28 protein-coding genes and 1 other annotated feature are annotated in these 24,943 nt (G+C 61.1%); of the genes, 15 read left to right on the top strand and 13 right to left on the bottom strand.

Features of this window, described 5'->3' with window-relative positions; genetic code table 11:
- Window positions 1-70 precede the first annotated feature (70 nt).
- The gene (locus tag AC1DNK_RS07820) at window positions 71-1,051 is read left to right on the top strand and encodes an SDR family oxidoreductase (RefSeq protein WP_477940323.1); all 981 of its coding nucleotides are present in this window, start codon (window positions 71-73) and stop codon (window positions 1,049-1,051) included.
- Window positions 1,052-1,117: 66 nt separating this feature from the next.
- On the opposite strand, the gene AC1DNK_RS07815 is transcribed toward AC1DNK_RS07820, so the two are convergent.
- From AC1DNK_RS07815 to AC1DNK_RS07795, 5 genes are all read right to left on the bottom strand, one after another.
- Complete coding sequence (locus tag AC1DNK_RS07815; protein ID WP_477940321.1) at window positions 1,118-2,584, bottom strand: SulP family inorganic anion transporter; 1,467 nt, start codon at window positions 2,582-2,584, stop codon at window positions 1,118-1,120.
- A gap of 70 nt (window positions 2,585-2,654) precedes the next feature.
- Window positions 2,655-2,710 (bottom strand) — a sequence feature (sul1 is cis-regulatory element that is thought to sense ions involved in sulfur or methionine metabolism; They are found in Alphaproteobacteria).
- Between the two features lie 74 nt (window positions 2,711-2,784).
- Entirely contained in the window at window positions 2,785-4,728 is a 1,944-nt protein-coding gene (locus tag AC1DNK_RS07810; protein ID WP_477940320.1) for an adenylate/guanylate cyclase domain-containing protein, read from the bottom strand.
- Between the two features lie 61 nt (window positions 4,729-4,789).
- Window positions 4,790-5,326 carry an OmpA family protein gene (locus AC1DNK_RS07805; protein ID WP_310294355.1) on the bottom strand — a complete coding sequence of 179 codons (537 nt, stop codon included), beginning with the start codon at window positions 5,324-5,326 and terminating at the stop codon, window positions 4,790-4,792.
- A gap of 12 nt (window positions 5,327-5,338) precedes the next feature.
- Window positions 5,339-6,013: a L,D-transpeptidase gene (locus AC1DNK_RS07800; protein ID WP_477940319.1), complete on the bottom strand. Its 675-nt coding sequence runs from the start codon at window positions 6,011-6,013 to the stop codon at window positions 5,339-5,341.
- Between the two features lie 181 nt (window positions 6,014-6,194).
- Window positions 6,195-6,656: a tRNA (cytidine(34)-2'-O)-methyltransferase gene (locus AC1DNK_RS07795; protein ID WP_477940318.1), complete on the bottom strand. Its 462-nt coding sequence runs from the start codon at window positions 6,654-6,656 to the stop codon at window positions 6,195-6,197.
- A gap of 19 nt (window positions 6,657-6,675) precedes the next feature.
- Between AC1DNK_RS07795 and AC1DNK_RS07790 the strand changes: the two genes are divergently transcribed.
- The 4 genes from AC1DNK_RS07790 to AC1DNK_RS07775 all read left to right on the top strand — a co-directional run bounded on the left by AC1DNK_RS07790 (window position 6,676) and on the right by AC1DNK_RS07775 (window position 9,562).
- Window positions 6,676-6,918 carry a hypothetical protein gene (locus AC1DNK_RS07790; protein WP_310294359.1) on the top strand — a complete coding sequence of 81 codons (243 nt, stop codon included), beginning with the start codon at window positions 6,676-6,678 and terminating at the stop codon, window positions 6,916-6,918.
- 112 nt (window positions 6,919-7,030) lie between these two features.
- Window positions 7,031-8,887 carry an ABC transporter ATP-binding protein gene (locus AC1DNK_RS07785; RefSeq protein WP_112386250.1) on the top strand — a complete coding sequence of 619 codons (1,857 nt, stop codon included), beginning with the start codon at window positions 7,031-7,033 and terminating at the stop codon, window positions 8,885-8,887.
- Between the two features lie 94 nt (window positions 8,888-8,981).
- Complete coding sequence (locus tag AC1DNK_RS07780; RefSeq protein ID WP_477940317.1) at window positions 8,982-9,251, top strand: ribbon-helix-helix domain-containing protein; 270 nt, start codon at window positions 8,982-8,984, stop codon at window positions 9,249-9,251.
- Window positions 9,248-9,562 (top strand): type II toxin-antitoxin system RelE/ParE family toxin, encoded by a 315-nt coding sequence (locus tag AC1DNK_RS07775; RefSeq protein WP_477940315.1) that lies wholly within the window; start codon window positions 9,248-9,250, stop codon window positions 9,560-9,562. Before AC1DNK_RS07780 ends, AC1DNK_RS07775 begins: the two co-directional genes overlap by 4 nt.
- On the opposite strand, the gene AC1DNK_RS07770 is transcribed toward AC1DNK_RS07775, so the two are convergent.
- Window positions 9,559-9,789: a CopG family transcriptional regulator gene (locus tag AC1DNK_RS07770; protein ID WP_112386253.1), complete on the bottom strand. Its 231-nt coding sequence runs from the start codon at window positions 9,787-9,789 to the stop codon at window positions 9,559-9,561. The two genes, AC1DNK_RS07775 and AC1DNK_RS07770, sit on opposite strands and share 4 nt — an antisense overlap.
- 164 nt (window positions 9,790-9,953) lie before the next feature.
- On the opposite strand from AC1DNK_RS07770, the gene AC1DNK_RS07765 reads away from it, so the two are divergent.
- The 5 genes from AC1DNK_RS07765 to AC1DNK_RS07745 all read left to right on the top strand — a co-directional run bounded on the left by AC1DNK_RS07765 (window position 9,954) and on the right by AC1DNK_RS07745 (window position 15,521).
- The gene (locus AC1DNK_RS07765; RefSeq protein ID WP_477940313.1) at window positions 9,954-11,855 is read left to right on the top strand and encodes an ABC transporter ATP-binding protein; all 1,902 of its coding nucleotides are present in this window, start codon (window positions 9,954-9,956) and stop codon (window positions 11,853-11,855) included.
- Between the two features lie 240 nt (window positions 11,856-12,095).
- Complete coding sequence (petA, locus tag AC1DNK_RS07760; RefSeq protein ID WP_112515740.1) at window positions 12,096-12,674, top strand: ubiquinol-cytochrome c reductase iron-sulfur subunit; 579 nt, start codon at window positions 12,096-12,098, stop codon at window positions 12,672-12,674.
- A 14-nt stretch (window positions 12,675-12,688) separates the two neighbouring features.
- On the top strand, window positions 12,689-13,954 hold the full coding sequence (locus AC1DNK_RS07755; protein WP_112386256.1) for a cytochrome b: 1,266 nt from the start codon (window positions 12,689-12,691) through the stop codon (window positions 13,952-13,954).
- A gap of 25 nt (window positions 13,955-13,979) precedes the next feature.
- Window positions 13,980-14,861: a cytochrome c1 gene (locus AC1DNK_RS07750; protein WP_477940311.1), complete on the top strand. Its 882-nt coding sequence runs from the start codon at window positions 13,980-13,982 to the stop codon at window positions 14,859-14,861.
- 117 nt (window positions 14,862-14,978) lie between these two features.
- On the top strand, window positions 14,979-15,521 hold the full coding sequence (locus AC1DNK_RS07745) for an adenine phosphoribosyltransferase (RefSeq protein ID WP_112515742.1): 543 nt from the start codon (window positions 14,979-14,981) through the stop codon (window positions 15,519-15,521).
- Between the two features lie 13 nt (window positions 15,522-15,534).
- Here AC1DNK_RS07745 and AC1DNK_RS07740 read toward each other — a convergent pair whose 3' ends face one another.
- Entirely contained in the window at window positions 15,535-16,002 is a 468-nt protein-coding gene (locus tag AC1DNK_RS07740) for a MaoC family dehydratase (RefSeq protein ID WP_477940309.1), read from the bottom strand.
- A complete protein-coding gene (locus AC1DNK_RS07735) occupies window positions 15,999-16,469 on the bottom strand; it encodes a MaoC family dehydratase (protein WP_477940307.1) in 471 nt (156 codons plus the stop codon). The genes AC1DNK_RS07740 and AC1DNK_RS07735 overlap by 4 nt, the downstream gene beginning before the upstream one ends.
- Before the next feature lie 82 nt (window positions 16,470-16,551).
- Here AC1DNK_RS07735 and AC1DNK_RS07730 point away from each other — a divergent pair, with 82 nt between their 5' ends.
- Window positions 16,552-17,631 (top strand): hypothetical protein, encoded by a 1,080-nt coding sequence (locus AC1DNK_RS07730; protein WP_477940305.1) that lies wholly within the window; start codon window positions 16,552-16,554, stop codon window positions 17,629-17,631.
- A gap of 20 nt (window positions 17,632-17,651) precedes the next feature.
- On the opposite strand, the gene ychF is transcribed toward AC1DNK_RS07730, so the two are convergent.
- Entirely contained in the window at window positions 17,652-18,755 is a 1,104-nt protein-coding gene (gene ychF / locus AC1DNK_RS07725) for a redox-regulated ATPase YchF (RefSeq protein ID WP_477940303.1), read from the bottom strand.
- Window positions 18,756-18,828: 73 nt separating this feature from the next.
- On the opposite strand from ychF, the gene AC1DNK_RS07720 reads away from it, so the two are divergent.
- From AC1DNK_RS07720 to AC1DNK_RS07705, 4 genes are all read left to right on the top strand, one after another.
- Window positions 18,829-19,149 (top strand): AbrB/MazE/SpoVT family DNA-binding domain-containing protein, encoded by a 321-nt coding sequence (locus AC1DNK_RS07720; RefSeq protein ID WP_442207811.1) that lies wholly within the window; start codon window positions 18,829-18,831, stop codon window positions 19,147-19,149.
- Window positions 19,146-19,553, top strand: a complete 408-nt coding sequence (locus AC1DNK_RS07715) for a type II toxin-antitoxin system VapC family toxin (protein WP_477940301.1) — start codon at window positions 19,146-19,148, stop codon at window positions 19,551-19,553. Before AC1DNK_RS07720 ends, AC1DNK_RS07715 begins: the two co-directional genes overlap by 4 nt.
- A gap of 59 nt (window positions 19,554-19,612) precedes the next feature.
- Window positions 19,613-19,924: an ATP-dependent Clp protease adapter ClpS gene (gene clpS, locus AC1DNK_RS07710; protein WP_112386265.1), complete on the top strand. Its 312-nt coding sequence runs from the start codon at window positions 19,613-19,615 to the stop codon at window positions 19,922-19,924.
- Window positions 19,925-20,004: 80 nt separating this feature from the next.
- The gene (locus AC1DNK_RS07705) at window positions 20,005-20,388 is read left to right on the top strand and encodes a hypothetical protein (protein ID WP_112386266.1); all 384 of its coding nucleotides are present in this window, start codon (window positions 20,005-20,007) and stop codon (window positions 20,386-20,388) included.
- A gap of 2 nt (window positions 20,389-20,390) precedes the next feature.
- On the opposite strand, the gene AC1DNK_RS07700 is transcribed toward AC1DNK_RS07705, so the two are convergent.
- From AC1DNK_RS07700 to AC1DNK_RS07685, 4 genes are all read right to left on the bottom strand, one after another.
- A complete protein-coding gene (locus AC1DNK_RS07700) occupies window positions 20,391-20,849 on the bottom strand; it encodes a GNAT family N-acetyltransferase (protein WP_477940300.1) in 459 nt (152 codons plus the stop codon).
- Between the two features lie 4 nt (window positions 20,850-20,853).
- Window positions 20,854-21,573, bottom strand: coding sequence for an aminoacyl-tRNA hydrolase (pth, locus tag AC1DNK_RS07695; RefSeq protein WP_477940298.1), 720 nt, complete (start codon window positions 21,571-21,573; stop codon window positions 20,854-20,856).
- An 86-nt stretch (window positions 21,574-21,659) separates the two neighbouring features.
- Window positions 21,660-22,373: a substrate-binding periplasmic protein gene (locus AC1DNK_RS07690; RefSeq protein WP_477940296.1), complete on the bottom strand. Its 714-nt coding sequence runs from the start codon at window positions 22,371-22,373 to the stop codon at window positions 21,660-21,662.
- Between the two features lie 25 nt (window positions 22,374-22,398).
- The gene (locus AC1DNK_RS07685) at window positions 22,399-24,756 is read right to left on the bottom strand and encodes an EAL domain-containing protein (RefSeq protein ID WP_477940294.1); all 2,358 of its coding nucleotides are present in this window, start codon (window positions 24,754-24,756) and stop codon (window positions 22,399-22,401) included.
- Window positions 24,757-24,943: the final 187 nt, after the last annotated feature.

Raw genomic sequence — 24,943 nt, 5'->3', positions numbered from 1 at the left:
GACGATCAGGCCCATTCGCGCTATGAAAAGCAACCACAGATCCTGCCCATCACATACCGAGGTCTCTTCCATGGCTTTGAACGTGCTTTTCATCGGCGGTACCGGCCAGATCTCCTATCCCTGCGTCGAGCGTGCGGTTGCGCAGGGGCACCATGTCAGCGTCTTCAACCGCGGGCTCAGGGGCGATCCGCTGCCTGCCGGCGTAACCTCGATAACCGGCGAAATCGGATCGGCAGCCTATGCCGATCTCGCCAAGGCCAATTACGACGTGGTCTGCCAGTTCATCGCCTTCACACCGGATCAGATCGCCCGTGATATCGAGATATTCTCGGGCCATTGCGGCCAGTACATCTTCATCTCGTCGGCCTCGGTCTATGAAAAGCCGGCGCGCCATTACGTGATCACCGAGAACACGCCTGCCATCAATCCCTATTGGCCCTACAGCCAGGCGAAGATCGCCTGCGAGGAGCTGCTTAAAAAATCCGGCAATCTCGCCTGGACGATCGTCCGGCCCAGCCATACCGTCCGCACCGGCCTGCCGATCATGATGGGCGAGAGCGATATCATGGCGCGGCGCATGCTGGATGGCGAGCCGACGATCGTCGCCGGCGATGGCCACACGCCCTGGACCCTGACGCGTTCCGTCGATTTCGCCGTTCCCTTTGCCGGACTGTTCGGCAAGCAGGCGGCGCTCGGTGAGATCTTCCACATCACTTCCGACCGCGCGCATATCTGGAACGACATTCAGAAAGCGATCGCGCGGCTGCTCGGCGTCGAGGCCAAGATCGTCCATGTCCCGACCGACACGCTGATCAAGTACAATCCGGACTGGGTCGGTCCGCTGGTCGGCGACAAGGCCTGGACCGCCATCTTCGACAATTCGAAGGTCAAGCGCGTGGCGGGCGATTTCACCTGTGCCGAGAACCTCGACGACATCCTGGCGGAACCGATCCTGCATCTGAAGCAGCGTCTGGCGAAGAACCGCCCGTCGAAGGGCGAGTTCGATGCGCTGATCGACCGGATCTGCGCGGCGCAGAACGCGTTGGGGTAGGGCTTCCCTTGAGCAAACGATCGATGACGACGATCTGCCGTCATCGATCCCGCTGCCGAGGTGCGGTCAGATTTCTTCAAGCTTCGTTGAGCCATCCAGGCTCTTGATCAGAGTCGCACTGGCATCATTCAATCCCAAGACACGGGATGCGATGCCATGGGTATTGAAACGGTCTACGACCCGATCGAGTGCGGCGACTGCCGTGATGTCCCAGAAATGCGCCTGTGAAACGTCGATCGTCACGTTCATGCCCTTGGACTGCTCGATGTCGAATGCGTCGATGAAGACGTCGGCCGAGGCAAAAAATACCTGCCCCGACACCAGATATCTGACCTGACCGGCATCTGCGTCGATCTCCGTTTTCACCTGCAGGAGACGGGCCACCTTGAACATGAAGAACACGCCGCTCAGCAGGACGCCGACGGTGACACCCAGAGCCAGGTTGGCGCTGAACACCGTGGCGAGAACGGTCACGAGCATGACGGCGCTCGACATTTTCGGGTGAACGACCATCGTCTTCAACGACGACCAGTCGAAGGTGTCGATAGACACCATGACCATGATGGCAACGAGTGCGGCGACCGGAACCTGAGAGACCCAAGGCTTCAGCAGCACCATCAGCACGAGCAGCAACGCGCCGGCGAAGAGAGTGGAGAGCCGGCCGCGGCCGCCGTATTTCACATTGCTCACCGTCTGGCCGATCATGCCGCATCCGGCGATTCCGCCGAACAAGCTGGAGGCCATATTGGCGATGCCGAGGCCGGTGCATTCCCTGTTCTTCGAACTCGGCGTTCCGGTCAGATCGTCAACGACGCTCGCCGTCATCATCGATTCCAGCAGTCCGACCATGGCAATGGCCAGCGCCGGTCCGGCGATGATCGTCAGCGTTTCGCGCGTGATCGGGACGGCGGGCCAGCCGAAGATCGGGAGGGAATCGGGAAGTTTGCCGAGGTCGGCAATCCTCATGACCGGAAGGTTGAATGAGATCGCAGCGACCGTCAGGATGAGAATGCAAATCAACGGAGACGGGATGGCGGTGGTCATTCGCGGCGCAAGGTAGATGATCACCAGACCCGCGGCCAGCATGCCATAGGCAAGCCAGTCTCCGTGGATGATGTGCGGCAGCTGAGCGGCGAAGATCAGGATTGCCAGCGCATTGACGAAGCCCGTTCGCACGGATTTCGAGACATAGCGCATCAGGACGCCGAGGCGCAGAATGCCGAAGGCGATCTGAAACAGCCCCGCCAGCAATCCGGCTGCGAAGAGGTAATGAAGTCCGTGAGCATGGACCAGCGGTGCCGCGACGAGGGCGACGGACCCTGCAGCAGCCGATATCATCGCCGGACGGCCGCCCGTGAAGGCAATGACGATGCCGATGACAAAGGACGCGAACAGGCCGACCTGAGGATCGACGCCGGCGACGAAGGAGAAAGCGATGACCTCCGGGATCAAAGCGAATGTCGCGACGGCTCCAGCGAGCATTTCGCGCCTGGGATTGGCGGACCAATCCCTGCGGACGGAAGAAAATTGCATGTGATGAGTTCTCGCAAAGCATGACGAGCGCGCTCTTTCGAGCGGCCGGTTGATTGGCATGCAGGTTTTGCGTGGTCTGGCGGATCGGCGGCCAGAAGAGCCACCCGGAGTTTCACCGGGTCCGTGGTGAGTGAATTCGTATTATCGCAATTCGTCCGCAAAGCAATACGCCGCCGCTCTGGCGCGAAGCGGCTGCTATATCATCCGGCGACTTTCCGTTCGTCGATGTTCTCCTCGCTGCTTACCCCCGCAAGCTCCCATATATCCACCTTCTCGGCGCGCCCCTTGACCTGCACCAGACCGAGCGGGTGCATTTCGAACTGCCCGGCAACGGCATCGCGTGTTGCGGCACTCACCAGGATCGAGGTGTTGAACTGCTTGTTTAGCCCCTCCAGCCGCGAGGCGACGTTGATCGTGTCGCCCATGGCCGTGTATTGCTGCCGCGAGATGGCGCCGAAGCTGCCGACGACGGCGGGGCCGGTGTGCAGGCCGAAGCGGGTGAAGAGTTCCGGCAGGCTGTTTCCGGCATTGGTTTCGTTCATCGCATCGATCGCCGCCTTCATCGCGAGCGCGCAGCGGCAGCCGTTCTCGGCATGTCTCAAATCTTCGACGGGGGCATTCCACATGACGAAGATGGAGTCGCCGAGATACTGGACGACGGTGCCGCCATGGCGCTCGGCGATGGTGTTCAAGAGCTCGAAATAGGCCGAGAGTATATCGACGACGTCCTCGGGCGAGTGCTGCTCGGATATGGTGGTGAAGTCACGGATATCGGTGAAGAGGACGGTGACCTCCTGCCGTCTCGCCTTGACCATCGTGCGGTCTTCGGAACCGACGATCCGCCGGACCACTTCGCGCGGCACATAGAGCGCAAACTGGCGGATGGCGTGGCGGCTTGCGGCCAGCGCCGTCGCCAGCGTGTTGATCTCCGAGATCCAGGAATGCGAGGCCGCCTTCTCGCCGACATCGAGATCGCCGATCCGCCGGGCCTCGTCGGCAAGCCTGTTCAGCGAGCGGCTGACGATGCGCGACAGGATCACCGATGCCGCGACACCGGCGATCAGGAACCCCGCGGCGATCAGGAGATTGTGGATCAGCAGCCGGTTGGCCTGTGCCACCAGATCCTCCAGCGGCACGACGATGGCGACGACATCCCCCTTGAACAGGCCGGAGACGCTGACCGGGGCGATCTGCAGCAGGTGTCTTTCGCCGTCGAGCTCGATGCGTGCCAAGCCGCCATTGGCAAAGGCCGGGTCGTGGCGCAGCCGCGCCACGGTTTCGAGGCTGCTGTCGAAACTGTTGGCGGTGGTATCGGCTGGGCCCGTGCTTTTCGACCAGATGTCGAGCAGCCTCTGCATGATGGCCGGATCGGAATGGGCAACCAGATCGTCTGCATCATCGATGATGTAAGCGCGTGCACGCGGCGCGATACCCTGCGCATCGAGCAGGCGGCCGACGGTTTGCAGGTGGATATTGATGCCGACGACGACCTTGGCGTTGTCGCGCATCGGCGCGGCGACGGTCAGCGTCGGGACCTGAAGCGTTCCGGCGACATAGGGACCGATCGAGATCGCCTGTCCGTCGCGAACGGCGGATTGATACCATGGGCGCTGGCGCGGATCGAAGGAGGCGTAGTCGATGTTCTTCTCGCCGAGCGGTCTTGCCTGATTGTCGAGAAAACGGAGCGTCGAAATGACGTCGGCGCTTTGCCGCTCGGCGATGGTTCTGATCGCGAAGGCGGTGCCATCCGGCGCCGCAAGGGTTTGGCGCACATCGCGCCTGCCGGTGTTGATGACCTGCACATAGGAGCCGTCGGGGTAGCCGGTGTAGATGCTGGTGGCATTCGGAATGTTGCGCAGGGCCTCGATCAGAAATTCCTGCTTTGCCTGCAGATCCTGCGGCGGCGGGGAGGCGAGCTGCGGCAAGGTCGAGGCGAGGGCGACCGCCTCGGTGCCGCCCTGCAGCGTGTTGCGGTAGCCCTCGATCAGCCGCAGGCTCATTTCGCGCATCTGCTGCACGCCGGCGCTGACAGCCGCCTCGCGGCCATGGCTGAAGGCCAGCCAGATGATTGGCGTCGAGGTACAGAGCAGCGATGCGACGACGAGGACGCCGAGATGCAGCCTTAGGGGTTTGGACCAGTGCACGCGATTTTCCTCGACATCAGGAGAGGCGGCGGCGCCTGGAGAAAGCGCGCCGCCAATCCGGTCAGACGGCGTCCGGTTCCTTGCGCAAATTGGTCACGACGCGGCGGTTCTGCACCTTGCAGGAGCGATCCGTGCAGTCGCGAACCTCGCGGTCCTTGCCGTAGCCCTTGGCCCACATCCGCTTGGCATCGACGCCCTTCGAGACGAGGTAGGCCATGGCGGCATCGGCGCGCTTCTGCGACAGCGTCTGCATCTTGGATTCGGAGCCGGAATCATCGGCAAAACCCTGCAGCTTGATCAGCCATGCTGGGTTGCGGCTCAGCCAGGCGGCCTGGCTGTCCAGCGTTGCCATCGCAACGGAATCGAGCGTGGCGGAATCCTGGGTGAAATAGATGCGGCGGCCGACATTGAGGATGAAGTCCTCCTCGCTGCCCGCCGCGACCGTCTCGAAGCCGGGGGCGGGGTCATTGGTCTTGCCGGTCATCGGCGTTGGTGCAGGTTCCTCCACCGAGGCGATGTTGCTCGTGGTGCATGAGGCGAGGGCCATCAGCATGGCTGTGGCGGCGAGGCGGCCGGCAAATCCGGTCTTGAAAGGCATCTGGTGATTTCCTCATTCGACCGGGGTTGTCTGGCTGACCTGGGCTGCAGGCTCTGCCTGATCGGCAATATGCGGCAGGACCTGCACCGCGGTGCCGATCGGGCAGCGCTGATAGAGGTCGATGGCATCCTCGTTGAACATGCGGATGCAGCCGCTCGAGGCGTCCTTGCCGATGCTCCAAGGCTCCAGCGTGCCATGGAAACGGTAACCGGTATCGACGCCATCACGCAGCAGATACATGGCGCGTGGCCCGAGCGGGTTCTTCGGCGAGCCGCCGGCCACGAATTCCGGCAGTTCCGGATGGCGCTTGCGCATCTCCGGCGGCGGCGTCCAGCGTGGCCAGAGCGCCTTGCGGTCGATCGTGGCGCGTCCGAACCACTTGAAACCCTCGCGGCCGACGCCGACGCCGTAGCGGATCGCCGTCTTGTTTTCCATGATCAGGTAGAGGAAGTGGTGCCGGGTATCGACAACAACGGTGCCGATCGGCTCAGTGCTGAAATACTTGACGACCTTGCGCTGCCAGCGCCTGTCGATCTTGGCGAAGTTGGTGCTTTGATAGGTTATGCCGTTATCGACGGCGGTTCCGGCAAAATACGAGGCGGCGGCGCCAAATGCCGGGCGCTGAACCGCGCCCGCTGCAAGTAATGCCATGCCCCCATGCAAAATAGTCCTGCGGGTCCACTCCATCGGCAAGATCCCCCTCAAAGCCAAGCAGCGAAACCGCAGTAAATCAGGTTTTCTATTTGCTACAACAGAAAATTCTCCAGCAGGGGTGGCTCACGTTACGGCTTTCGGGAAACTGGTTCCTTGGCCATTACTCGGCGATGGCAATATCGCCCCAAGATTTCGCCGAAGCGGGCCCGGAGCTTCAGCTCCAAACCGTCTGCCGCATCGCTTCTCCCGTTATCATCGCGGCGGAGACGGCGACGTTGATCGAGCGCTGTCCCTCGACCATCGGGATGAGGAGCCGCCCGTCGGCCTTGTCATGGACGTGATCGGGTACGCCGGCACTTTCGCGGCCGAAGAGCAGGATGTCATCGGGCCGGAAGGTGAAGCTGGTGTAGGGGCTGGAAGCCTTGGTCGATGCCAGGATCAGGCGGCGCCCCGTGGTTGCGCGCCATTCCTCGAAGCGGTCGAAATTGACATGGCGGGTGAGGGCGGCCGATGAGATGTAGTCCATGCCGGAGCGCTTCAGATTGCGGTCCGATATGTCGAAGCCGGCTGGCTCTATGATATCGACGGCAAAGCCGCGACAGGCGGCGAGTCTCAGGATCGTGCCGGTGTTGCCGGGAATGTCCGGCTGGTAGAGCGCCAGTCTGAGGTCGGTCATCGCTATCTCCGGGAAGGGCGTGCCAGCCCTAGAACATGTGTGTTTTGAACGCAACAGGACGCATTTTGACCCTGAAATGTTCAATTTCCGCCGATTTTCAGCTGGAAATTTGGCGATTTTCGCGTTATCGGTGCACATCTTCAAACGCCAGCAGGGAGGCCGACATGAATATTTTGCTGCTCACGCGCCTTCCGGCCGTCATCCGACCGCTGGTGATGGCGCGTTCCTGACGCGCAAAAGCTTTCTCAAAATCCCCCATTGATCCATTGCGCGGCTGTTGTGGCCTCGCCCCTTGAACGTCCGGTTCCCATATGTGCTCAAGCGCGGATTTGCGCGGGCCGGGAGACGGAACGGTACGGTTCCGGAGCATTTTCATGTTTGGCTGGTTCGAACAGCGGTTGAATCCCTTCCCCAGCGAGGAGCCTGTGGCGCCTCCCACGGGGCTTTTCGCCTTTTGCTGGCACTATACGAAGCCGGCGGCACCCTGGCTTGCGATCATGGCGGTCCTCACCGCGCTGATCGCTGTCGGCGAAGTGGCGCTTTTCCAGTTCCTCGGCGATATCGTCGACTGGCTCGGCAACGCCGACAAGGCGACCTTCATGCAGAACGAGTGGCAAAGGCTCGCCTGGATGGGCGCGCTGATCCTGATCGGCCTGCCGCTGGCAGCGGGTATCGACTCGCTGATCATGCATCAGGTGCTGCTCGGCAACTATCCGATGATCGCCCGCTGGCAGATGCACCGCTTCCTGCTGCGTCATAGCATGACCTTCTTCGCCAACGAGTTTGCCGGACGCGTTGCCACCAAGGTGATGCAGACGTCGCTTGCCGTGCGCGAAACGGTGATGAAGATCCTCGACGTCTTCGTCTATGTCGTCACCTATTTCATCTCGATGATCGTGGTGATCGCTGCGGCTGACTGGCGGCTGATGATCCCGATCCTTGTCTGGCTCGGCGTCTATGTCGGCATCGTCTCCTATTTCGTGCCGCGGCTGCGCCGGATCGCCAAGCAGCAGGCCGATGCGCGCTCGATGATGACGGGGCGTGTGGTTGACAGCTATACGAACATCGCAACCGTGAAGCTGTTTTCGCACGCCGGGCGGGAGGAGAGCTATGCCAAGGAAGGCATGGACGAATTCCTGCAGACGGTGCATGCGCAGATGCGCCGCGTGACGCTGTTCCACATGTCGGTCTACATGAACAACTGCATCGCGCTGTTCGTGATTTCGGGCCTGTCGATCTGGTTCTGGCTGAACGGCGAGATCTCGGTCGGCGCCATTGCCATCGCCATTGGCCTGGCGATGCGTGTCAACGGCATGTCGCAGTGGATCATGTGGGAAGTGTCGGCGCTCTTCGAGAATATCGGTACCGTCTATGACGGAATGGATATGATGACGAAGAACCACGACATCACCGATCTGCCGGGTGCGCCGGTCCTGCAGGCCAAGCGTGGGGCGATCCACTACGAGCGGATCGGCTTCCACTACGGCAAGGGCAAGGGCGTCATCGAGAACCTGTCGCTCGACATCAAGGCCGGCGAGAAGGTCGGTCTGGTGGGCCGCTCGGGCGCCGGCAAGACGACGCTGATGAACCTGCTGCTGCGGTTCTACGACCTGGAAGCAGGGCGTATCACCATCGACGGTCAGGATATCACTGCCGTGTCGCAGGAAAGCCTGCGGGCGCTGATCGGTGTCGTGACGCAGGATACGTCGCTGCTGCACCGCTCGATCCGCGACAACATCGCCTACGGCCGTCCGGATGCGACGGATGCGGAGGTGATCGAGGCGGCGAAGCGGGCGAATGCGTGGGAGTTCATCGAAGGGCTTTCTGACATGCATGGCCGCAAGGGACTGGATGCGCAGGTCGGCGAGCGCGGCGTGAAACTGTCGGGCGGCCAGCGCCAGCGTATCGCGATCGCCCGCGTCTTCCTGAAGGACGCGCCGATCCTGGTGCTCGACGAGGCAACCTCGGCTCTCGATTCCGAAGTGGAGGCGGCGATCCAGGAAAACCTCTTCGCGCTGATGCAGGGCAAGACGGTGATCGCCATCGCCCACCGCCTCTCGACGCTGACCGAGATGGACCGGCTGATCGTGCTCGACAAGGGCAAGATCATCGAGTCCGGCTCGCATAGCGAACTGGTCGGCGAGGGCGGCATTTATGCCGACCTCTGGACCCGCCAGTCCGGCGGCTTCCTGGCCGATCACGAGGAAGAGGCCGACGCCGCTGCCGAGTGAAATGAGAGAGCCCTTCCGGCGGAAGCCGGGAGGGCTTCTTAACTGTTGAGAACAGTTAAGAAGACGTGCTATCTTTGCTTCCAAGGAGAGCGTGATGGCGACCGTGACGATTTCACTGCCTGACAGCCTGAAAACCTTTGTCGAAAGCCAGATGGCAAGCAAAGGCTATGGCAATGTCAGCGAATATTTCCGCAGCCTTATTCGAGACGCGCAGACGCGCGAAAACGACGCTCGCCTGGAAGCGCTTCTTCTGGAAGGTCTCGCATCAGGTGAGGGGGCTGAAGTCACGCCCGAGTTCTGGGCCGATCTGAAAAAGGAGGCCGCGCAGTTGCTCGCAGCGCAGCAGGAGAAGAAGCTGCGGTGAAACTCGTCGTCAAGCCTGCCGCGCGCCGCGATATTCTTGCGCAAGCCGTGTATTTCGCGGAGCAGGGCGGCGAGGCGCTTGCCAATCGATTTTTGCACTCCGTCGAGAACTCGCTCACGCATTTGCTGGATAATCCTCGGGCCGGCGCTCCCAAGTTTTTCGACAACCCGGCGTTGGCAGGGTTGCGGTCCTGGCCGGTCGCGGATTTCGAAGATGTGAGAGCGTACTATCTGGCGACCAGCACCGAGGTTTCGGTGTTGCGCGTCCTGCACGTGAAGCGCGACCTGCCGCACATTCTGGGCGACGGCTAAAGGCTATCCGCCCAGTCGCGGATGCGGTGGGTCTCGACGATGAACATGGTGTTGGCGCTGGCAAGCGTGCGCAGGTCGAGCAGGCGGCGTTCCTCTTCGCGCTCCAGCCATACGGCGACGGCCTCGCTGACGATCGCGTCGTGCTCGATCCCGAGATGTTCGGCGGCGGCCATCAGCCTTTCCGCAATTGGAAGCGGAATATGCACTCTCAGCATTTTCGTTTCCATGCCTGGATGTCTCCGTTGAGCGGCGATTGTACTCCGAGATTGTGGCGAGGTCAGCGGCATTCAACACGCCTCACGCCGATATTATCGAATATTACCAAAATATAAGGTTGTGTCAGCCGCCGTTACTCTTTGCCGGTCCTGGGTTTTTGCCTATATCGGCAATCATGTTGCTGCGCCCCATTCTCAACCTGTTCGAAACGTGGATCGACCCCTTCCGTCAGCGGGATAATATCCAGCCGCCGCGTTCGACGCTGGGCTTCATCTGGTTCTACATCGGCCAGGCACGATGGCCCTTCATTGCGATGCTCGTGCTCGGCGGAATGTCGGCGGCGATCGAGGCGGCGCTCTTCTGGTTCGTCGGCCGTCTCGTCGATATCCTGAGCACCATCAAGCCCGGCGACGGCTGGAGCAAACTGCTTGGCGATCACGGCGCCGAGCTCTTCGGCATGCTGGCGCTGATCGGCATCGTGCGCTTCGTCGTCGCCTTCCTGATCGCGCTGGTCGATCAGCAGGTAATCACGCCGGGCTTCTACAATCTGGCCCGCTGGCAGTCCTATCTGCATGTGTCGCGCCAGTCGCTGCAGTTCTTCCAGAGCGATTTTTCCGGCCGTATCGTTTCAAAGGTCTGGTCGGCGGGGCAGGCGGTCGGCGATCTCGTGACGTCGCTGATGGAGAGCGTCTGGTTCGTCGGTATCTATGCGGCGGCGACGCTGGTGCTGGTTGCGAGGCTCGATTTCTCGCTCGCGGCCGTGGTGTTTTTCTGGATCGTCGCCTTTGGCGTGCTGGCGCGCTATTTCGTTCCGCGCATCCGCTTCCACTCCCGCGAAACGGCCGAGGCGGCGTCGATGCTGAACGGCCGCATGGTCGATTCCTACAGCAATATCCAGACACTGAAGCTGTTTGCCCGCGACGAGGAAAGCGACCGCTACATGCGGCAGGGCTTCGATATCTATCAGGAAACGGCGCTGCGCTTCACGCGCTTCATCACCGGCGTACGCGCCTCGATGGCGTTGCTGTCGGGCCTGATGATCGTGACCATGGCAGGTCTCAGCGTCGATCTGTGGCTGCGGGGACTCGTCAGCTCCGGTGCCGTCGCCTTTTCGCTGGCGCTGGTGCTGCGCCTGAACTTCCTGCTGGGCCGGTTAATGACGCAGTTCAACGGCATCATGCGCAATCTCGGCACGATCCAGAATTCCGCGGAGCTGATTTCTCAACCCCTCGGTCTCGTCGACCAGCCGGATGCGAGGGAACTGGTCATCCGCGAGCCGAGCATCCGCTTCGAGAACGTTTCGTTTCACTACGGCAAGAGCAAGGGTGTGATCGACAACTTCTCGCTGACAGTCGCACCCGGCGAAAAGGTCGGTATCGTCGGGCGTTCAGGTGCCGGAAAATCGACGCTCGTGAACCTGCTGCTCAGGATGTACGACGTCGAGGGCGGCCGCATTCTCGTCGATGGCCAGGACATTGCCGCCGTGCGCCAGGAGACGCTGCGCATGCAGGTCGGTGTCGTCAGCCAGGATACATCGCTGCTACACCGCTCGGTGCGAGACAATATTCTGTTCGGCCGCCCAGATGCGGGCGAGGGCAAGCTGATCGAGGCGGCGAAGCGCGCCGAAGCCATGGGTTTCATCGACAGGCTGCAGGACCAGAACGGCCGCAAGGGCTTCGATGCCCATGTCGGCGAGCGCGGCGTCAAGCTTTCCGGCGGCCAGCGTCAGCGTATCGCGATTGCCCGTGTCATGCTGAAGGATGCGCCGATCCTGGTGCTCGACGAAGCCACTTCGGCGCTCGATTCCGAAGTCGAGGAGGCGATCCAGTCGAACCTCAACCGCATCATGGACGGCAAGACGGTGCTGGCGATCGCTCACCGGCTCTCGACCATCGCCGCACTCGACCGGCTGATCGTCGTCGATCAGGGGCGAATCATTGAGGAAGGCACGCATGAGGCGCTGATTGCCAAGGGCGGGCTTTATGCCGAACTCTGGGCCCGGCAGTCCGGCGGGTTCCTCGCCGCCGATGACGGCACCGGCGAGGGTACGGGCGGACGTGAGGCCAAGGTGGTCTAGAGCAGAGGCTCCAGCGCCCTCCAATCCCGCGAAGCCTGCGGATTGACTTGAAAATTTCATCTGAAATTTCCCGCGACATTGTGCCGTCAGCCCCTTGTCAAGGGTAGACATAATTTGCGATCAAGCATAGAACGCGCCGGATTGGTGGGGAGTCTGTGGCCGAATTGTGTCTTCAACAGATTCGTCGCTGAGAGGGGCAGGGCGGAATTCCGCGAAAATTGCGCAGAGGATGGTTTAGCCGTGAGCGAACACGATACGACAAGCGGGGCTTCATCAGAGCCCACTCGCCGTGATTTCCTATATCTCACCACTGGTATGGCGGGTGCTGTCGGCGCCGTTGCGGTTGCATGGCCGTTCGTCGATCAGATGCGTCCGGACGCATCGACGCTGGCACTGGCTTCGATCGAAGTCGATGTCACGAGCCTAACGCCCGGCATGTCGCTGACCGTCAAGTGGCGCGGCAAGCCGATCTTCATCCGCAATCGTACGCCGGAAGAGATCAAGGCTGCTGCGGATACGCCGCTGGCCGACCTCAAGGACCCGGTTGCGCGCAATGCCAACCTTGCTCCCGATGCCCAGGCGACCGACCTCGATCGCTCCGCCGGCAAGGACAAGGAAAACTGGATCGTCATGGTTGGTACCTGTACCCACCTCGGTTGCGTACCGCTCGGCCAGGCCGGCGAATACAACGGTTGGTTCTGTCCCTGCCATGGTTCTGTCTACGATACGGCCGGCCGTATCCGTAAAGGCCCTGCGCCGCAGAACCTGGCTATTCCGACCTTTTCGTTCGTGTCCGACACTAAGATCAAGATCGGTTGAGGGGAGACTGATACATGAGTGGCCATTCCAGCTACGAGCCATCAACCGGCTTGGAAAAATGGATCGACGCGCGCCTTCCGCTGCCGCGTATGATTTATGACAGCTTCGTCGCATACCCGGTTCCGCGTAACCTGAACTATGCCTATACCTTCGGTGCCATGCTTTCGGTCATGCTGATCGTCCAGATCCTGACCGGCATCGTGCTTGCCATGCACTACGCCGCCGACACGTCGATCGCCTTCAACTCGGTTGAAAAGATCATGCGTGACGTCAATCACGGCTGGCTGTTGCGCTACATGCACGCCAACGGCGCATCGTTCTTCTTCGTTGCGGTTTACCTGCACATCGCCCGCGGCCTCTATTACGGTTCGTACAAGGCGCCGCGCGAAATCCTCTGGATCCTCGGCGTCGTCATCTACCTGCTGATGATGGCAACCGGCTTCATGGGCTACGTTCTGCCCTGGGGTCAGATGTCCTTCTGGGGCGCGACCGTTATCACCGGTTTCTTCTCGGCCTTCCCGCTGGTCGGCGAATGGATCCAGCAGTTCCTGCTCGGCGGCTTTGCCGTTGATCAGCCGACGCTGAACCGCTTCTTCTCGCTGCACTACCTGCTGCCCTTCATGATCGCAGGCGTTGTTATCCTGCACATCTGGGCACTACACGTGACCGGCCAGACGAACCCGACAGGCGTCGAAGTCAAGACGAAGACGGACACCGTCCGTTTCACACCTTACGCGACCCTCAAGGATGCGCTCGGCGTTTCGATCTTCCTGCTGGTTTACGCCTATTTCGTCTTCTACCTGCCGAACTTCCTCGGCCACGCCGACAACTACATCCCGGCTGACCCGTTGAAGACGCCTGCTCACATCGTTCCGGAATGGTACTTCCTGCCGTTCTACGCGATGCTGCGCTCGATTACCTTCAATGTCGGCCCGATCGACTCGAAGCTCGGCGGCGTTCTGGTGATGTTCGGCGCGATCATCGTGCTGTTCTTCCTGCCCTGGCTCGATACGTCGAAGGTCCGTTCGGCCGTCTACCGTCCGTGGTACAAGCTGTTCTACTGGCTGTTCGTGATCAACGCGATCATCCTCGGCTGGCTTGGTTCCCAGCCGGCTGAAGGTCTCTTCACCACCATCTCGCAGATTTGCACGCTCCTCTACTTCGCCTTCTTCCTGGTGGCGATGCCGGTGCTGGGTCTTGTCGAGACACCGCTGCGCGTTCCGAACTCGATCACCGAAGCGGTGCTCGAGAAGAAGAACAAGTCTGCGGCCAAGGCATAACCGAGCGGCGGAAGGAATTAAAAACATGAAAAAGCTTGTTACAAGCATTCTGTCGCTCGCAATTGCAGCCACCTTCGCCGGTGCTGCTCTTGCCGAAGACGCGGCGCCTGCGGCTGGCGCGGCGCCTGCTCATCACGAGGAAGCGACGCCTCATTATCCCCTGAAGGAGCCGACCGAGGAAAAGTGGAGCTTCGCTGGTCCCTTCGGTCACTATGACAAGGGTCAGCTGCAGCGCGGCCTGAAGGTCTATACCGAAGTCTGTTCCGCCTGCCACTCGATGAACCTCGTTCCGTTCCGCATGCTGAGCAACCTCGGTTACTCGGATGCGCAGGTGAAGGCATTCGCGGCCAACTACGAAGTGCAGGACGGCCCTGATGCCAGCGGTGAAATGTTCACCCGCAAGGCTGTTCCGTCCGACCATTTCCCGTCGCCATATCCGAACCCGGAAGCGGCTGCGGCCTCCAACAACGGTGCTGCCCCGCCGGATATGTCGCTGCTCGCCAAGGCACGTGAAGTCGAGCGCGGTTTCCCGCAGTTTGTCTTCGACATCTTCACGCAGTACCAGGAAAGCGGCCCGGATTACATCCACTCGCTGCTGACGGGTTACCAGGATCCGCCGGCTGGCTTCCAGGTTCCGGCTGGTGCACACTATAACCCGTACTTCCACGCAGCCGCTGCTTTCGCCATGCCGAAGCCGCTCTCCGACGACCAGGTCACCTATGACGATGGTTCGCCGCAGACCGTGGATCAGTATTCGCGCGACGTTTCGGCCTTCCTGATGTGGGCTGCCGAGCCGCATCTCGAAGAGCGCAAGCGCACCGGTTTCATGGTGATGGTCTTCCTGCTGATCTTCTCGGGCCTCATCTACCTGACGAAGCGCTCGGTCTATGCCAGCAAGGAACACTGAGCGGTTCTCGTTCGAATAAGCAAAAGGCGGCCTCCGGGCCGCCTTTTTTGTTGGTTCCGGGAGTGGCAATTGATAGGGTACAGCCTCTTTGTGCCCTCGCAGACAGACGGACTTTCCATGAACAACATTGCCTCGGAGCTTGCCGCCAGCATTCGCTCCATCGCCGATTATCCGAAGCCCGGCATCATCTTTCGCGACATCACCACGCTGCTCGGCAACCCGCGCGCCTTCCGCCGCGCCGTCGACGAGCTGGTGCAGCCCTATGCCGGTCTGAAGGTCGACAAGATCGCCGGCATGGAGGCTCGCGGCTTCATTCTCGGCGGCGCCGTGGCCCACCAGCTGTCCGCAGGCTTCGTGCCGATCCGCAAGAAGGGCAAGCTGCCGCATGAGACGGTGCGGATCGCCTACAGCCTGGAATATGGCGTCGATGAAATGGAGATGCATCGCGATGCGGTGCAGCCGGGCGAGAAGGTGATCCTCGTCGACGATCTGATCGCGACCGGGGGCACGGCGGTCGGCGCGACGAAGCTGCTGCGCCAGATCGGCGCCGAAGTGGTCGGCGCCTGCTTCGTGATCGATCTGCCGGATCTCGGCGGCCGCAAGAAGCTCGAAGAGCTCGGCGTTGACGTTCACACGCTGGTGGAGTTTGCCGGGCACTGACGCCCGGCTTGTCCTATTCGAATTCGAGGACGCTGCTTTCGAAGCGGATCACCGGGATGCCGTCCTGATTGATGCCTTCGTTGAGGATCTTGTTCAGGTGCCAGCCCGGGCGCGATGCCAGCGGGCGGCTGGACAGGAAGGTCACCGAATAGGCGACCGTCTCGTCAACGAAGACCGGCTTCAGCCATTGCAGATTTTCGAAGCCGGGCGAGGGGCCGAGCTTCGGGGCGGCGAGCCCCTCCTGCGCCAGCCGGACGCTCTGCGCCATCCAGTAGTCCAGGAAGGTGCGCATCCAGGCGGCGCAATTGTGCCAGCCGGAGGCGCAGAGATCGCCGAACAGCGTGTCCTTGGCGGCCTCGCGGTCTACATGGAAGCGCTGCGGATCGAAGCGGGTGGCGAAGTGGACGATGCGCTCCTCGGTGAAGGTGTAGCTGCCGATCTCGACCTTCTGGCCAATGGCATAGAGCTCGGTCATCCTCATGGGCGTGCCTCCGCCGCTTCGCGGGTGCTGAACATGATCCAGTTCTCCGAATAGCAGACGAGCTCACCGCGCTGGTTTTCGATCTCGTGCTTGAAACGCGCAATACCGATGCCGGGGCGCGAGCGCATCAGGCGGGATTCGAGCACGATCGAGCGTCCGGAGAGCGTATCACCAGATAACACCGGCTTCTTCCACTCCATGATGTCGATACCGGGGGCACCCTGCGAATAGGAGTTCAAGAGATAACCCTCGGCCATCATCCGCATGAACAAAGCCGACGTGTGCCAGCCGGAAGCGGCGAGCCCGCCGAGGATGCTCGCCTTGCCACCAGCTTCGGACATATGCATCGGCTGCGGATCGAATTCGGTGGCGAATTCGATGATCTCTTCTGATGTTACAGGGATCGGGCCGAGCGGGAAGCTGCGGCCCGGCGCGAAATCTTCAAATACCAGTTTGTCTTCTGACATGCGGATGCCTGCGCTCTAGGAAGTGACAGCTACTTAAAATAGCATAACGTCCAACTCGACGTTTCCAAGAGGATAAACCTGGATGAGCGAATTGCGGTCGGTGCTATCGGATGCGGAGCGCGAGGGTTTGATTTCCGGCGATGCCAGCGCCCGGCTACTGCCGTTTCTGGTGGCACGCGGCGTGACCGTGGCTGCACCAGCGCCGGCGGATGGCGTCATCGCCGATGCCGCATGGTCGGACACCGAGACACCGCGCTTCATTCGCGGGTTTCACGACGTTCTGATCACCATCGGTATCGTTGTCGCGCTTGCCGGCCTCTGGGGGCTGGTGACGATCTTTGCGGTCATCCCGGCGATCATCGTACTGTCTGAAATTCTGGTGCGCCGCCAGCGGCTGGCGCTTCCTGCCGTGGCGCTGACGATCGCGCTTTCCTGCGCGACTTTCAGTCTGGCGCGCGTGTGGTGGCCGGGCGGCATCACCGTGTTTTCGAGCGGCATCGGGACGACGGGGCTGACGGCAATTTCTTGCGCCGCGTTCGGCCTCTACTACCTGCGCTACCGAGTTCCGTTGTCGCTGGCACTCTGCATCGCTTCGGCATTTGCGATGGTGCTGTCGATCGTCCTTCGCGGCCTGGTGTGGGCGAGCGGCGATGAGCTGCTTCTCGTCAATCATCCGGCGATCGTCTCGTGGATCAGCATCGCCAGCGCCGTGGCGCTTTTCGCGACGTCGCTGCGTTTCGATCTCAGCGACGTCAAGCGCGTTACCACGCGATCGGACATTGCCTTCTGGCTGCATATGGGGGCGGCACCGGCGCTGCTTTACAGCATCGTATCGCTGTCACTCTTCAACGGCGGCTTGACGGAACTGGCGCAGACCGTGTCGATCAAGACGCCACTGGTCGTCTGCACGGTGGCGGTTCTGATGCTGATCGGCCTGATCATCGACCGGCGTGCCTTCGTGACGTCGGGGCTCTTGTCGCTCGGTTTTGCGATCTACGGGATTTTCCAGCAGGGACACTGGGCGATGGACACCTACGTCTTCGCGACGCTTCTGGTCATTGGCGTCATCGTGCTTGTCATCGGCACTGGCTGGATGCCGCTCAGGCGGCGGGTGGTCAATGCGTTGCCGGCCGCGCTGGCAAGGCGACTGCCGCCCGCATGAGGCGGCAGTGTGCTTTTTGATCAGGTGTTGAAGCGGAAGTGGATCACGTCGCCGTCTGCGACAACGTATTCCTTGCCTTCGTCGCGGCCCTTGCCGGCTTCCTTGGCGCCGACTTCACCCTTGAAGTTGATGTAGTCGTCATAGCCGATAGTGAAGGCGCGGATGAAGCCGCGTTCGAAATCGGTGTGGATGACGCCGGCGGCGGCAGGCGCCTTGGTGCCGCGAACGATCGTCCAGGCGCGCGTTTCCTTCGGACCGACCGTGAAATAGGTGATCAGGTCGAGCAGGTGGTAGCCGGCGCGGATGAGGCGGTCGAGACCGGCCTCTTCCAGGCCGAGCGCGGAGAGGAATTCCTTCGATTCCTCTTCCGGCAGCTGCGCGACTTCGAATTCGATCGCGGCAGAGATGACGACGCATTCCGCACCCTGCTGCTTTGCCATCTCGGCAACGGCCTTGGTGTGCTCGTTGCCGGTGGAGGCGTCCGCCTCGGCGACGTTGCAGACGTAAAGGACCGGATGCGAGGTCAGCAGGTTGAGGCCCTTGAGGATCTCGATCTCTTCCGGTGCCAGCGTCTTCAAGAGAAGGCGTGCCGGCTTGCCCTCGTTGAGCAGCTTGATGACGGCTTCCATTACCGGCAGCTGGGCCAGCGAATCCTTGTCCTTGCTGGCGGCGCGCTTGCGGGTCTGCTCGACGCGGCGCTCCAGGCTCTCGAGGTCGGCGAGCATCAGCTCGGTCTCGATCGTGTCGGCATCGCCGACCGGATTGATGCGGCCCTCGACATGGGTGATGTCGTCGTCTTCGAAGCAGCGCAGCACGTGCACCACGGCATCGACTTCGCGGATGTTGGCCAGGAACTTGTTTCCGAGGCCTTCACCCTTCGACGCACCGCGCACCAGGCCGGCGATATCGACGAATGAGATGCGCGTCGGAATGATTTCCTTGGAGCCGGCAATCGCTGCCAGCTTCTGCATGCGCGCGTCGGGAACGGCGACTTCGCCGGTGTTCGGCTCGATGGTGCAGAACGGATAGTTTGCCGCCTGCGCCGCTGCCGTCTTGGTGAGCGCGTTGAAAAGGGTCGACTTGCCGACATTCGGCAGACCGACGATACCGCATTTGAAGCCCATGGCTGAATGTCCGTATTCGCTAAAATCGTTGCCTTGCCTATGGGGGAATGGCGCCCCGCGGTCAAGACTTGCAATGATCCGCGAGGCATCAACCTTGCCGGTAAGGCAGATTTGCCTTACTTTAAAAGAGAAGGAGAAGTCTATGGTTCGCTTGAAAGTGACCGCCAAGGGACAGATCACGCTGAAGAAGGAGGTGCTCGATCACCTGGGCATTAGCCCGGGCGATGAGATCGACGTCAATCTTCAACCGCAGCGTCAGGCAACACTCCATGCGATTTCAGGCAAGCTGCCGATCGAATCCCTATTTGGGATGATCAAGAACGAGGCAGGCGTGCATCTTACCATTGACGAAATCAACGAAGCGATTGCTGACGGGTGGGCCAACAGGCGATGACGGTTGTCATCGACACGAACGTGCTGTTGCGCTTGGTGATCGAAGATGACACCGGAGAGACGGAGCAAGCGCAGGATGCCTTGGCCAGCGCCAGCCGGGTTGTTGTACCTGTTGTCGCAATCTGCGAAGCAATATGGGTTCTGCGAAGCCGCTATAGGGTCGGAAGAGAGCCGTTGCAGGCGTTTGTGAGGCGTCTTCTTGAAACGGATAAGCTTCTTATGGACCGGGTTGCCGTCGAGGCGGGATTAAACATGATGGAGCGGGGCGGCGATTTCGCCGATGGTCTCATCGCCCTCGACGGCAGGCGTCTCGGTAGCGAGACTTTCGTCAGCTTCGACAAGAAGGCTGTGGCACTTCTCACTGCTTCGGGCTTGAACTGCAGACTTCTACGGCCACATAAATGATTGCGTATAGCTGATCGCGATCAGGCGCATCTTTCCCATGTGATAACGGCAGACTTCCGATGAGTGACAATGATGTTGTCCTGACACCGAAAACCAAGACGAAGCTGAAGCTCGACAAGCCGAAGCTCTACAAGGTCATTCTGTTCAACGACGATTATACGCCGCGCGAATTCGTGACCATGGTGCTGAAGGCCGTGTTCCGGATGAGCGAGGAGGCCGGCTATCGCGTCATGCTGACGGCGCACAAGCTCGGGTCGAGCGTCGTGGTCGTCTGCACCAAGGACATTGCCGAGACCAAGGTCAAGGAGGCGATGGACTATGCCAAGGAAGCGGGATTCCCGCTGATGCTGACGGCCGAGCCCGAAGAGTAGCTTGGCGATCTCTTAACCAGCCTCCTTAATCGAATGTCCGAGGTTTTCCGGCAGAATGGCGGAAACGGCGGAGGCTCGAGATGCCTGCGGAAGCGGCGACCTGGCATTATTTCGTGGCGGCGGCGATCTTTGCGCTGCTCGGTGCCATCGGCCATGTCTGTCGGGCGGTGTTCAACGTGCTGCCGGACCGTATCACTGACCGGCCGCTGCTCGATCTGCCGCTTTCGAGTGGCTACGATCTTCCCGACCTGCTGTTCGGCACCGAATATGACGACAACGGTTACTACCGGCTGGACAGTCTCAAGAACTTCCGCATCTCGGTGATGCTCAGCACTGCCGGCGGATTGCTGGTCATGCTGTTTTCGCCGGGTGCCTCCGGTGCTGTCGCCTGGATGATCGACAGCGGGCTTTCGGCGCTGTGGAACCTCTTTCTCTACCGGCTGCACGAGACCGGGTTGTTCTGAGGTCAGCGTTCTGCCGGGCGCCGGATCTGATAGCCGATCTTGTCCTGCGCGAAGCCGCAGCGCTGGTAGAAGCGCAGCGTTGCCGGATCCTTCGAGCCTGTCAAAAGCATCACCTTGTAGCATCCGGCGTCCCAGGCTGCGTCGATCGCGTGGGCGATCAGTGCCGCGCCAAACCCCTGTTTGCGATGGTCAGCACCGGTCACGACATTCTCGATCAGCGCGTAGGACGCGCCGTTGCGGGTGAGATTGGGGACGACGACGAGTGTCACGGTGGCGGCGGCCACCTTTCCGGCAAAGCCGATGAAGATGCGCATGCCCGGCTGCACCAGGATCGCGTTCATGCGCTCGGTAGCAATGGCCGTATCGATCGGCGGATCGGCCGGATTGAGCTCGGCATAGAGGCCAAGCAGGGCAGGGAGATCGCTGGCCTCGGCTACGCGGATCGCGAGCGGCGTGCTCATCCGATCAGTCGCCCTTGTTGCCGAGCAGCTTCTTCAGCATCTCTGCCATCGGGCCGCTGGCCGGCAGGATCTTCGGCTGGTTGTGGTTGCGGGCCTGATGGATGTGGGATTTGGCCACCGGCTTTTTCTCCGCCTTCTGCTTTTCCTCTTCCGCCTTGCCGCCGGTGGCAAGCGCCAGCTTGTTCATCAGCTGCGAATCCTCGTTGCGGACGAGCATGCCGGCATTGTCGGCCAGCGCGTCCAGCAGCGGCTCCAGCCAGCTTTGGTCTACCTTGGTGAAATCGCCGAGGACGTGATGCTGAACCATTTCCTTGACGCCGGGGTGGCCGATGCCGAGGCGCAGGCGGCGGTATTCGCGGCCGCAATGGGCGTCGAGCGACTTGATGCCGTTGTGCCCGCCATGGCCGCCGCCGGTCTTCAGCCGCGCCTTGCCGGGCGCCAGATCCAGCTCGTCATAGATGGCGACGAGATCGGACAGCTGCAGCTTGTAGAAACGCATGGCTTCGCCGACGGATTCGCCCGACAGGTTCATGTAGGTCTGCGGCTTGATCAGCAGCACCTTCTCGCCGTCGAGTTCGCCTTCCGATATCTCGGCCTTGAACTTCTTCGACCAGGGCGAAAAGCTGTGGCGGCGGTGAATGGCGTCGATGGCCATGAAACCGATATTGTGGCGGTTGCCGGCATATTTGCTGCCGGGATTGCCGAGACCCGCGATGATCAGCATGGGCCAATCCATTCCTTGAAAATCCGATGCCCGTTTCACCACCGCGAAACGGGCATGAAGTCAAGCGCTAAGGCTGGAGCAGCCTGTCATTGCAGCAGGTTGAGGCCGTATTTCAGGAAGATCTGCTTCTGCGTGCCGTCGGCAATCAGCTTGTCGAGCGAGGCCTGCATCTTGCGCAGGAGATCGTCCGGAAAGTCCTTCTGGCAGGCGATGCCCATCGGCTGGCTGGAAAGCACCGTCACCATCTCCAGCGGCTGATCCTGCTTCAGCTTGTCGAAATAGAGTTCCGAGATCGGCATCATGTCGATGCGGCCGCCCAGCAGCTTGCGCATCGTCGCATTGAAATCGCTGGCGATATCGAGCTTGGGGAAGCCCTTCTCTTTCAGCGTCGTCTCGGTGTAGTCCTCGCGCCAGGTGCCGACCAGGTACTTCTTGGCTTCTTCCAGATTGTCGGCGGTGACAGCGGAGTCCTTGGCCTTGATCAGGATGTTGCGGTCGATGAGCAGCGGCTCCACCCATTTGAACAGGGGATCGCGAAGGCCGTTATGGGCTGTGGCGAAGACGCAGGTCATTGGCGTGCTTTGCGCCAGCGTGTAGGCGCGGGCCCAGGGCATCATCTCGATCGTGTAATCGACGCCGATATCGGCCATCACCTTCTCGACCTGCTCGACGGTGGCGCCCTTGATGACCTTGCCGTCGCGGTAGTTGAAAGGTGCGTAGTCTTCAGTCGTGAAGGACACCGTTTGCGCGGAGGCTGCGGCAGGCAGGATGAGGAAGGCGAGAAGCAGCAGCTTTTTCATCGCATAACTCCTGATGTTCGTTGGTCTATGACGCACGCGCCACGAAGGGGATGACGCCGCTCAGCTTCTCGATCAGCTGCGCTGCGGTCTGCGGCCGGTGGAAGAGATAGCCCTGCCCATAATCCAGCCCCATCTGCTGCAGCGTCCGGCATTCCTCTTCGGTCTCGATGCCCTCGGCAATCACGGTGCAGTTCATCTTGTGCGACAGCGTGGTGATCGCCTCGATCAGCATCCGGCTCTTCATGCCGACATCGTCGTTGCCTTCGTTGATGGCGCGGGTGAAGGACTGATCGATCTTGATGATATCAACCGGGAAACGGTTGAGATAGCTCAGAGACGAGTAGCCGGTGCCGAAATCATCCAGCGCGATACGGCAGCCGAAGCGGCGCAGCTCCGTGACGATCATTCGGATCTGCGGGTTGTCGTGCATCAGCACGGCCTCCGTGATCTCGACGACGATGCGTTCGGGACGGATGCCATGGCGGCCGAGGAGACCGGCCAGACGCGAGGGCAGGGCGGGCTCGAACTGCAGCGGCGAGAAATTGATCGCCAGATAGGTGTCCTGCATGCCGGTGATCCGGGAGATGCGGGAGAGGTTGGAGATCGCCTTCTCCATGATGACGTTGCCGATGCGGACGATCTTGGCTGTCTCTTCGGCGACGTTGATGATCTCGGCCGGAGGCATCAGACCCTTTTGCGGGTGGTTGAGGCGCATCAACGCTTCGAAGCCTGCGATGTTTCCGTGGGTCAGGCCGACGATTGGCTGCAGGTAGGCTTCGAACCAGTCCTCGGCGAGGCCGGCCTCGATGCAGCTTTCGATCTCGGCGCGGCTGCGGGCGGTATCGAGCATCGCGTTGTCGAACAGGCGGGCGCCGTTCTTGCCGTCGCGCTTCTTGGCATACATCGCCATGTCGGATTTCTGCAGCAGTTCCGCCGCATTGGCCGCATGGCGCGGATAGATGGCGACGCCGACGGAGGCGCTCAGATGCAAGTCGGGGCCGAAAGGCGTGTCGAAGATCGTGGCGATCTGATCGCACATCGCCCGCGCCCGCTTCTCGGCATCGGCGGCCGGCAGCAGGATGGCGAATTCGTCGCCGCCAAGGCGGGCGGCTTCGTCGGATGGGGCGAGATGGGTCTTGAAGCGGGCAACGAGCTCGCGCAGCGCCCGGTCGCCTTCGGCATGGCCCATATTGTCGTTGATCCACTTGAAGCGGTCGAGATCGACGAACAGGCATGCAAGCTCCTGGCCCGCGGCATCCGCCTCGGCGATCTTGCGGTCGAGCACGGCTTCAAAGCCCTGGCGGTTCAAGAAGCCCGTCAGGTGGTCGGTGATCGCCTGGCGGTGGTTGCGGTCTTCGGAGGCCTTGAGCTCGGTCACGTCGGTCATGACCGACAGCGACAGCTTGTCGGTACCGCCGGTCGCGGCGTTGGATTCCAGGATCAGCACGTCGATGACGCGGCCGTCGGCGCATCTGAACTTGACCGTGACGTCGAGCGCACCTTCCTCGGCAGTGTTCCTGCGCGACAGGAAGATGTCGCGGGTATCCGGCATGACGAGATCGGCGAACTTGCGGCCGACGGCGTCAGTGCGGCTGTAGCCGGTGGCGACCAGCCAGTAATCGCTGACGGCTGTGATGCGGTCGTCCTCGTCGAGCGAGAAGAGCATGGCGGGCGTCAGGTCGTAGATGTCGGTGGCACGGCGATGGGCGAGCTTCAGCTCCTTTTCCTCGCGCTCCAGCTTGGTCTGCATGTCGTTGAAGCTGCTGGCGAGGCGGCCCATCTCGTCACCGGACTGCCAGTCGACGTGATGGCGCGAGCCGAGCTGGCTGGTGGCCTCGATCGCGGCAATGAGGCGCATCAGCGGGTGGATGACGAAGATGCGGTTGCCGATCAGCGCGCTGCCGAAAACGGCGAGAACGGCGAAGATGAAGATCGAGATGAAGACGACTTCCTCATGCTTCAGGCCGGAGAAGAGGCCGAGCTTCGGATAGTAGACGGAGATGCTGCCGAGGTTCTTCGGACCGTCGACATTGTTGTAGATGATGGCACGTGAGACCTGCTCCAGCTCGCCGCTGAACGACTTCGGAATGGTGCTCTGGGTGATATCAAGCTGGCCGGACTGGTCGCGGACCTCGACCTTGACGATGGCACCTTGGGAAACGATCGTCGCAGAAATCTGCGTGACGCTGTCTTCGTCGAGATCCCAGAGCGGCTTGGCGAGCGCCTGGGAGTTGGCAACCAGAAGGACGGAGATGTGGTCGCGGATTTCCTTGTCGGCGCGTTCTGAAGAGAGGAAGAGAAAAAGCACAAAAAGCGGCGCGACAAAAACAAGTAGCGCACCGCAGACAATCGCAAAAAATCTATTTTCAACGGAATTATTCATTGTTCCGTTTTCTCCCCGGCCGCTTCTTCTTCGGCCGCCTTCTAATATACGGCGATATGGCAATAACTTTGGGGAGAATGCTTCCATGAATGTGTTAAAGCTTGCTGAAACGGTTGTAGCCAGCAAATGAAAAGGCCCGCTTTCCGGGAAGGAAGCGGGCCTTATGCTTTACAAATTGATAGGAAGC

This window comes from Rhizobium sp. 01N424, assembly GCF_056399485.1.
The sequence above is the reverse complement of the archived record's forward strand: the minus strand, read 5'-3'. Positions and strand labels throughout refer to the sequence as shown.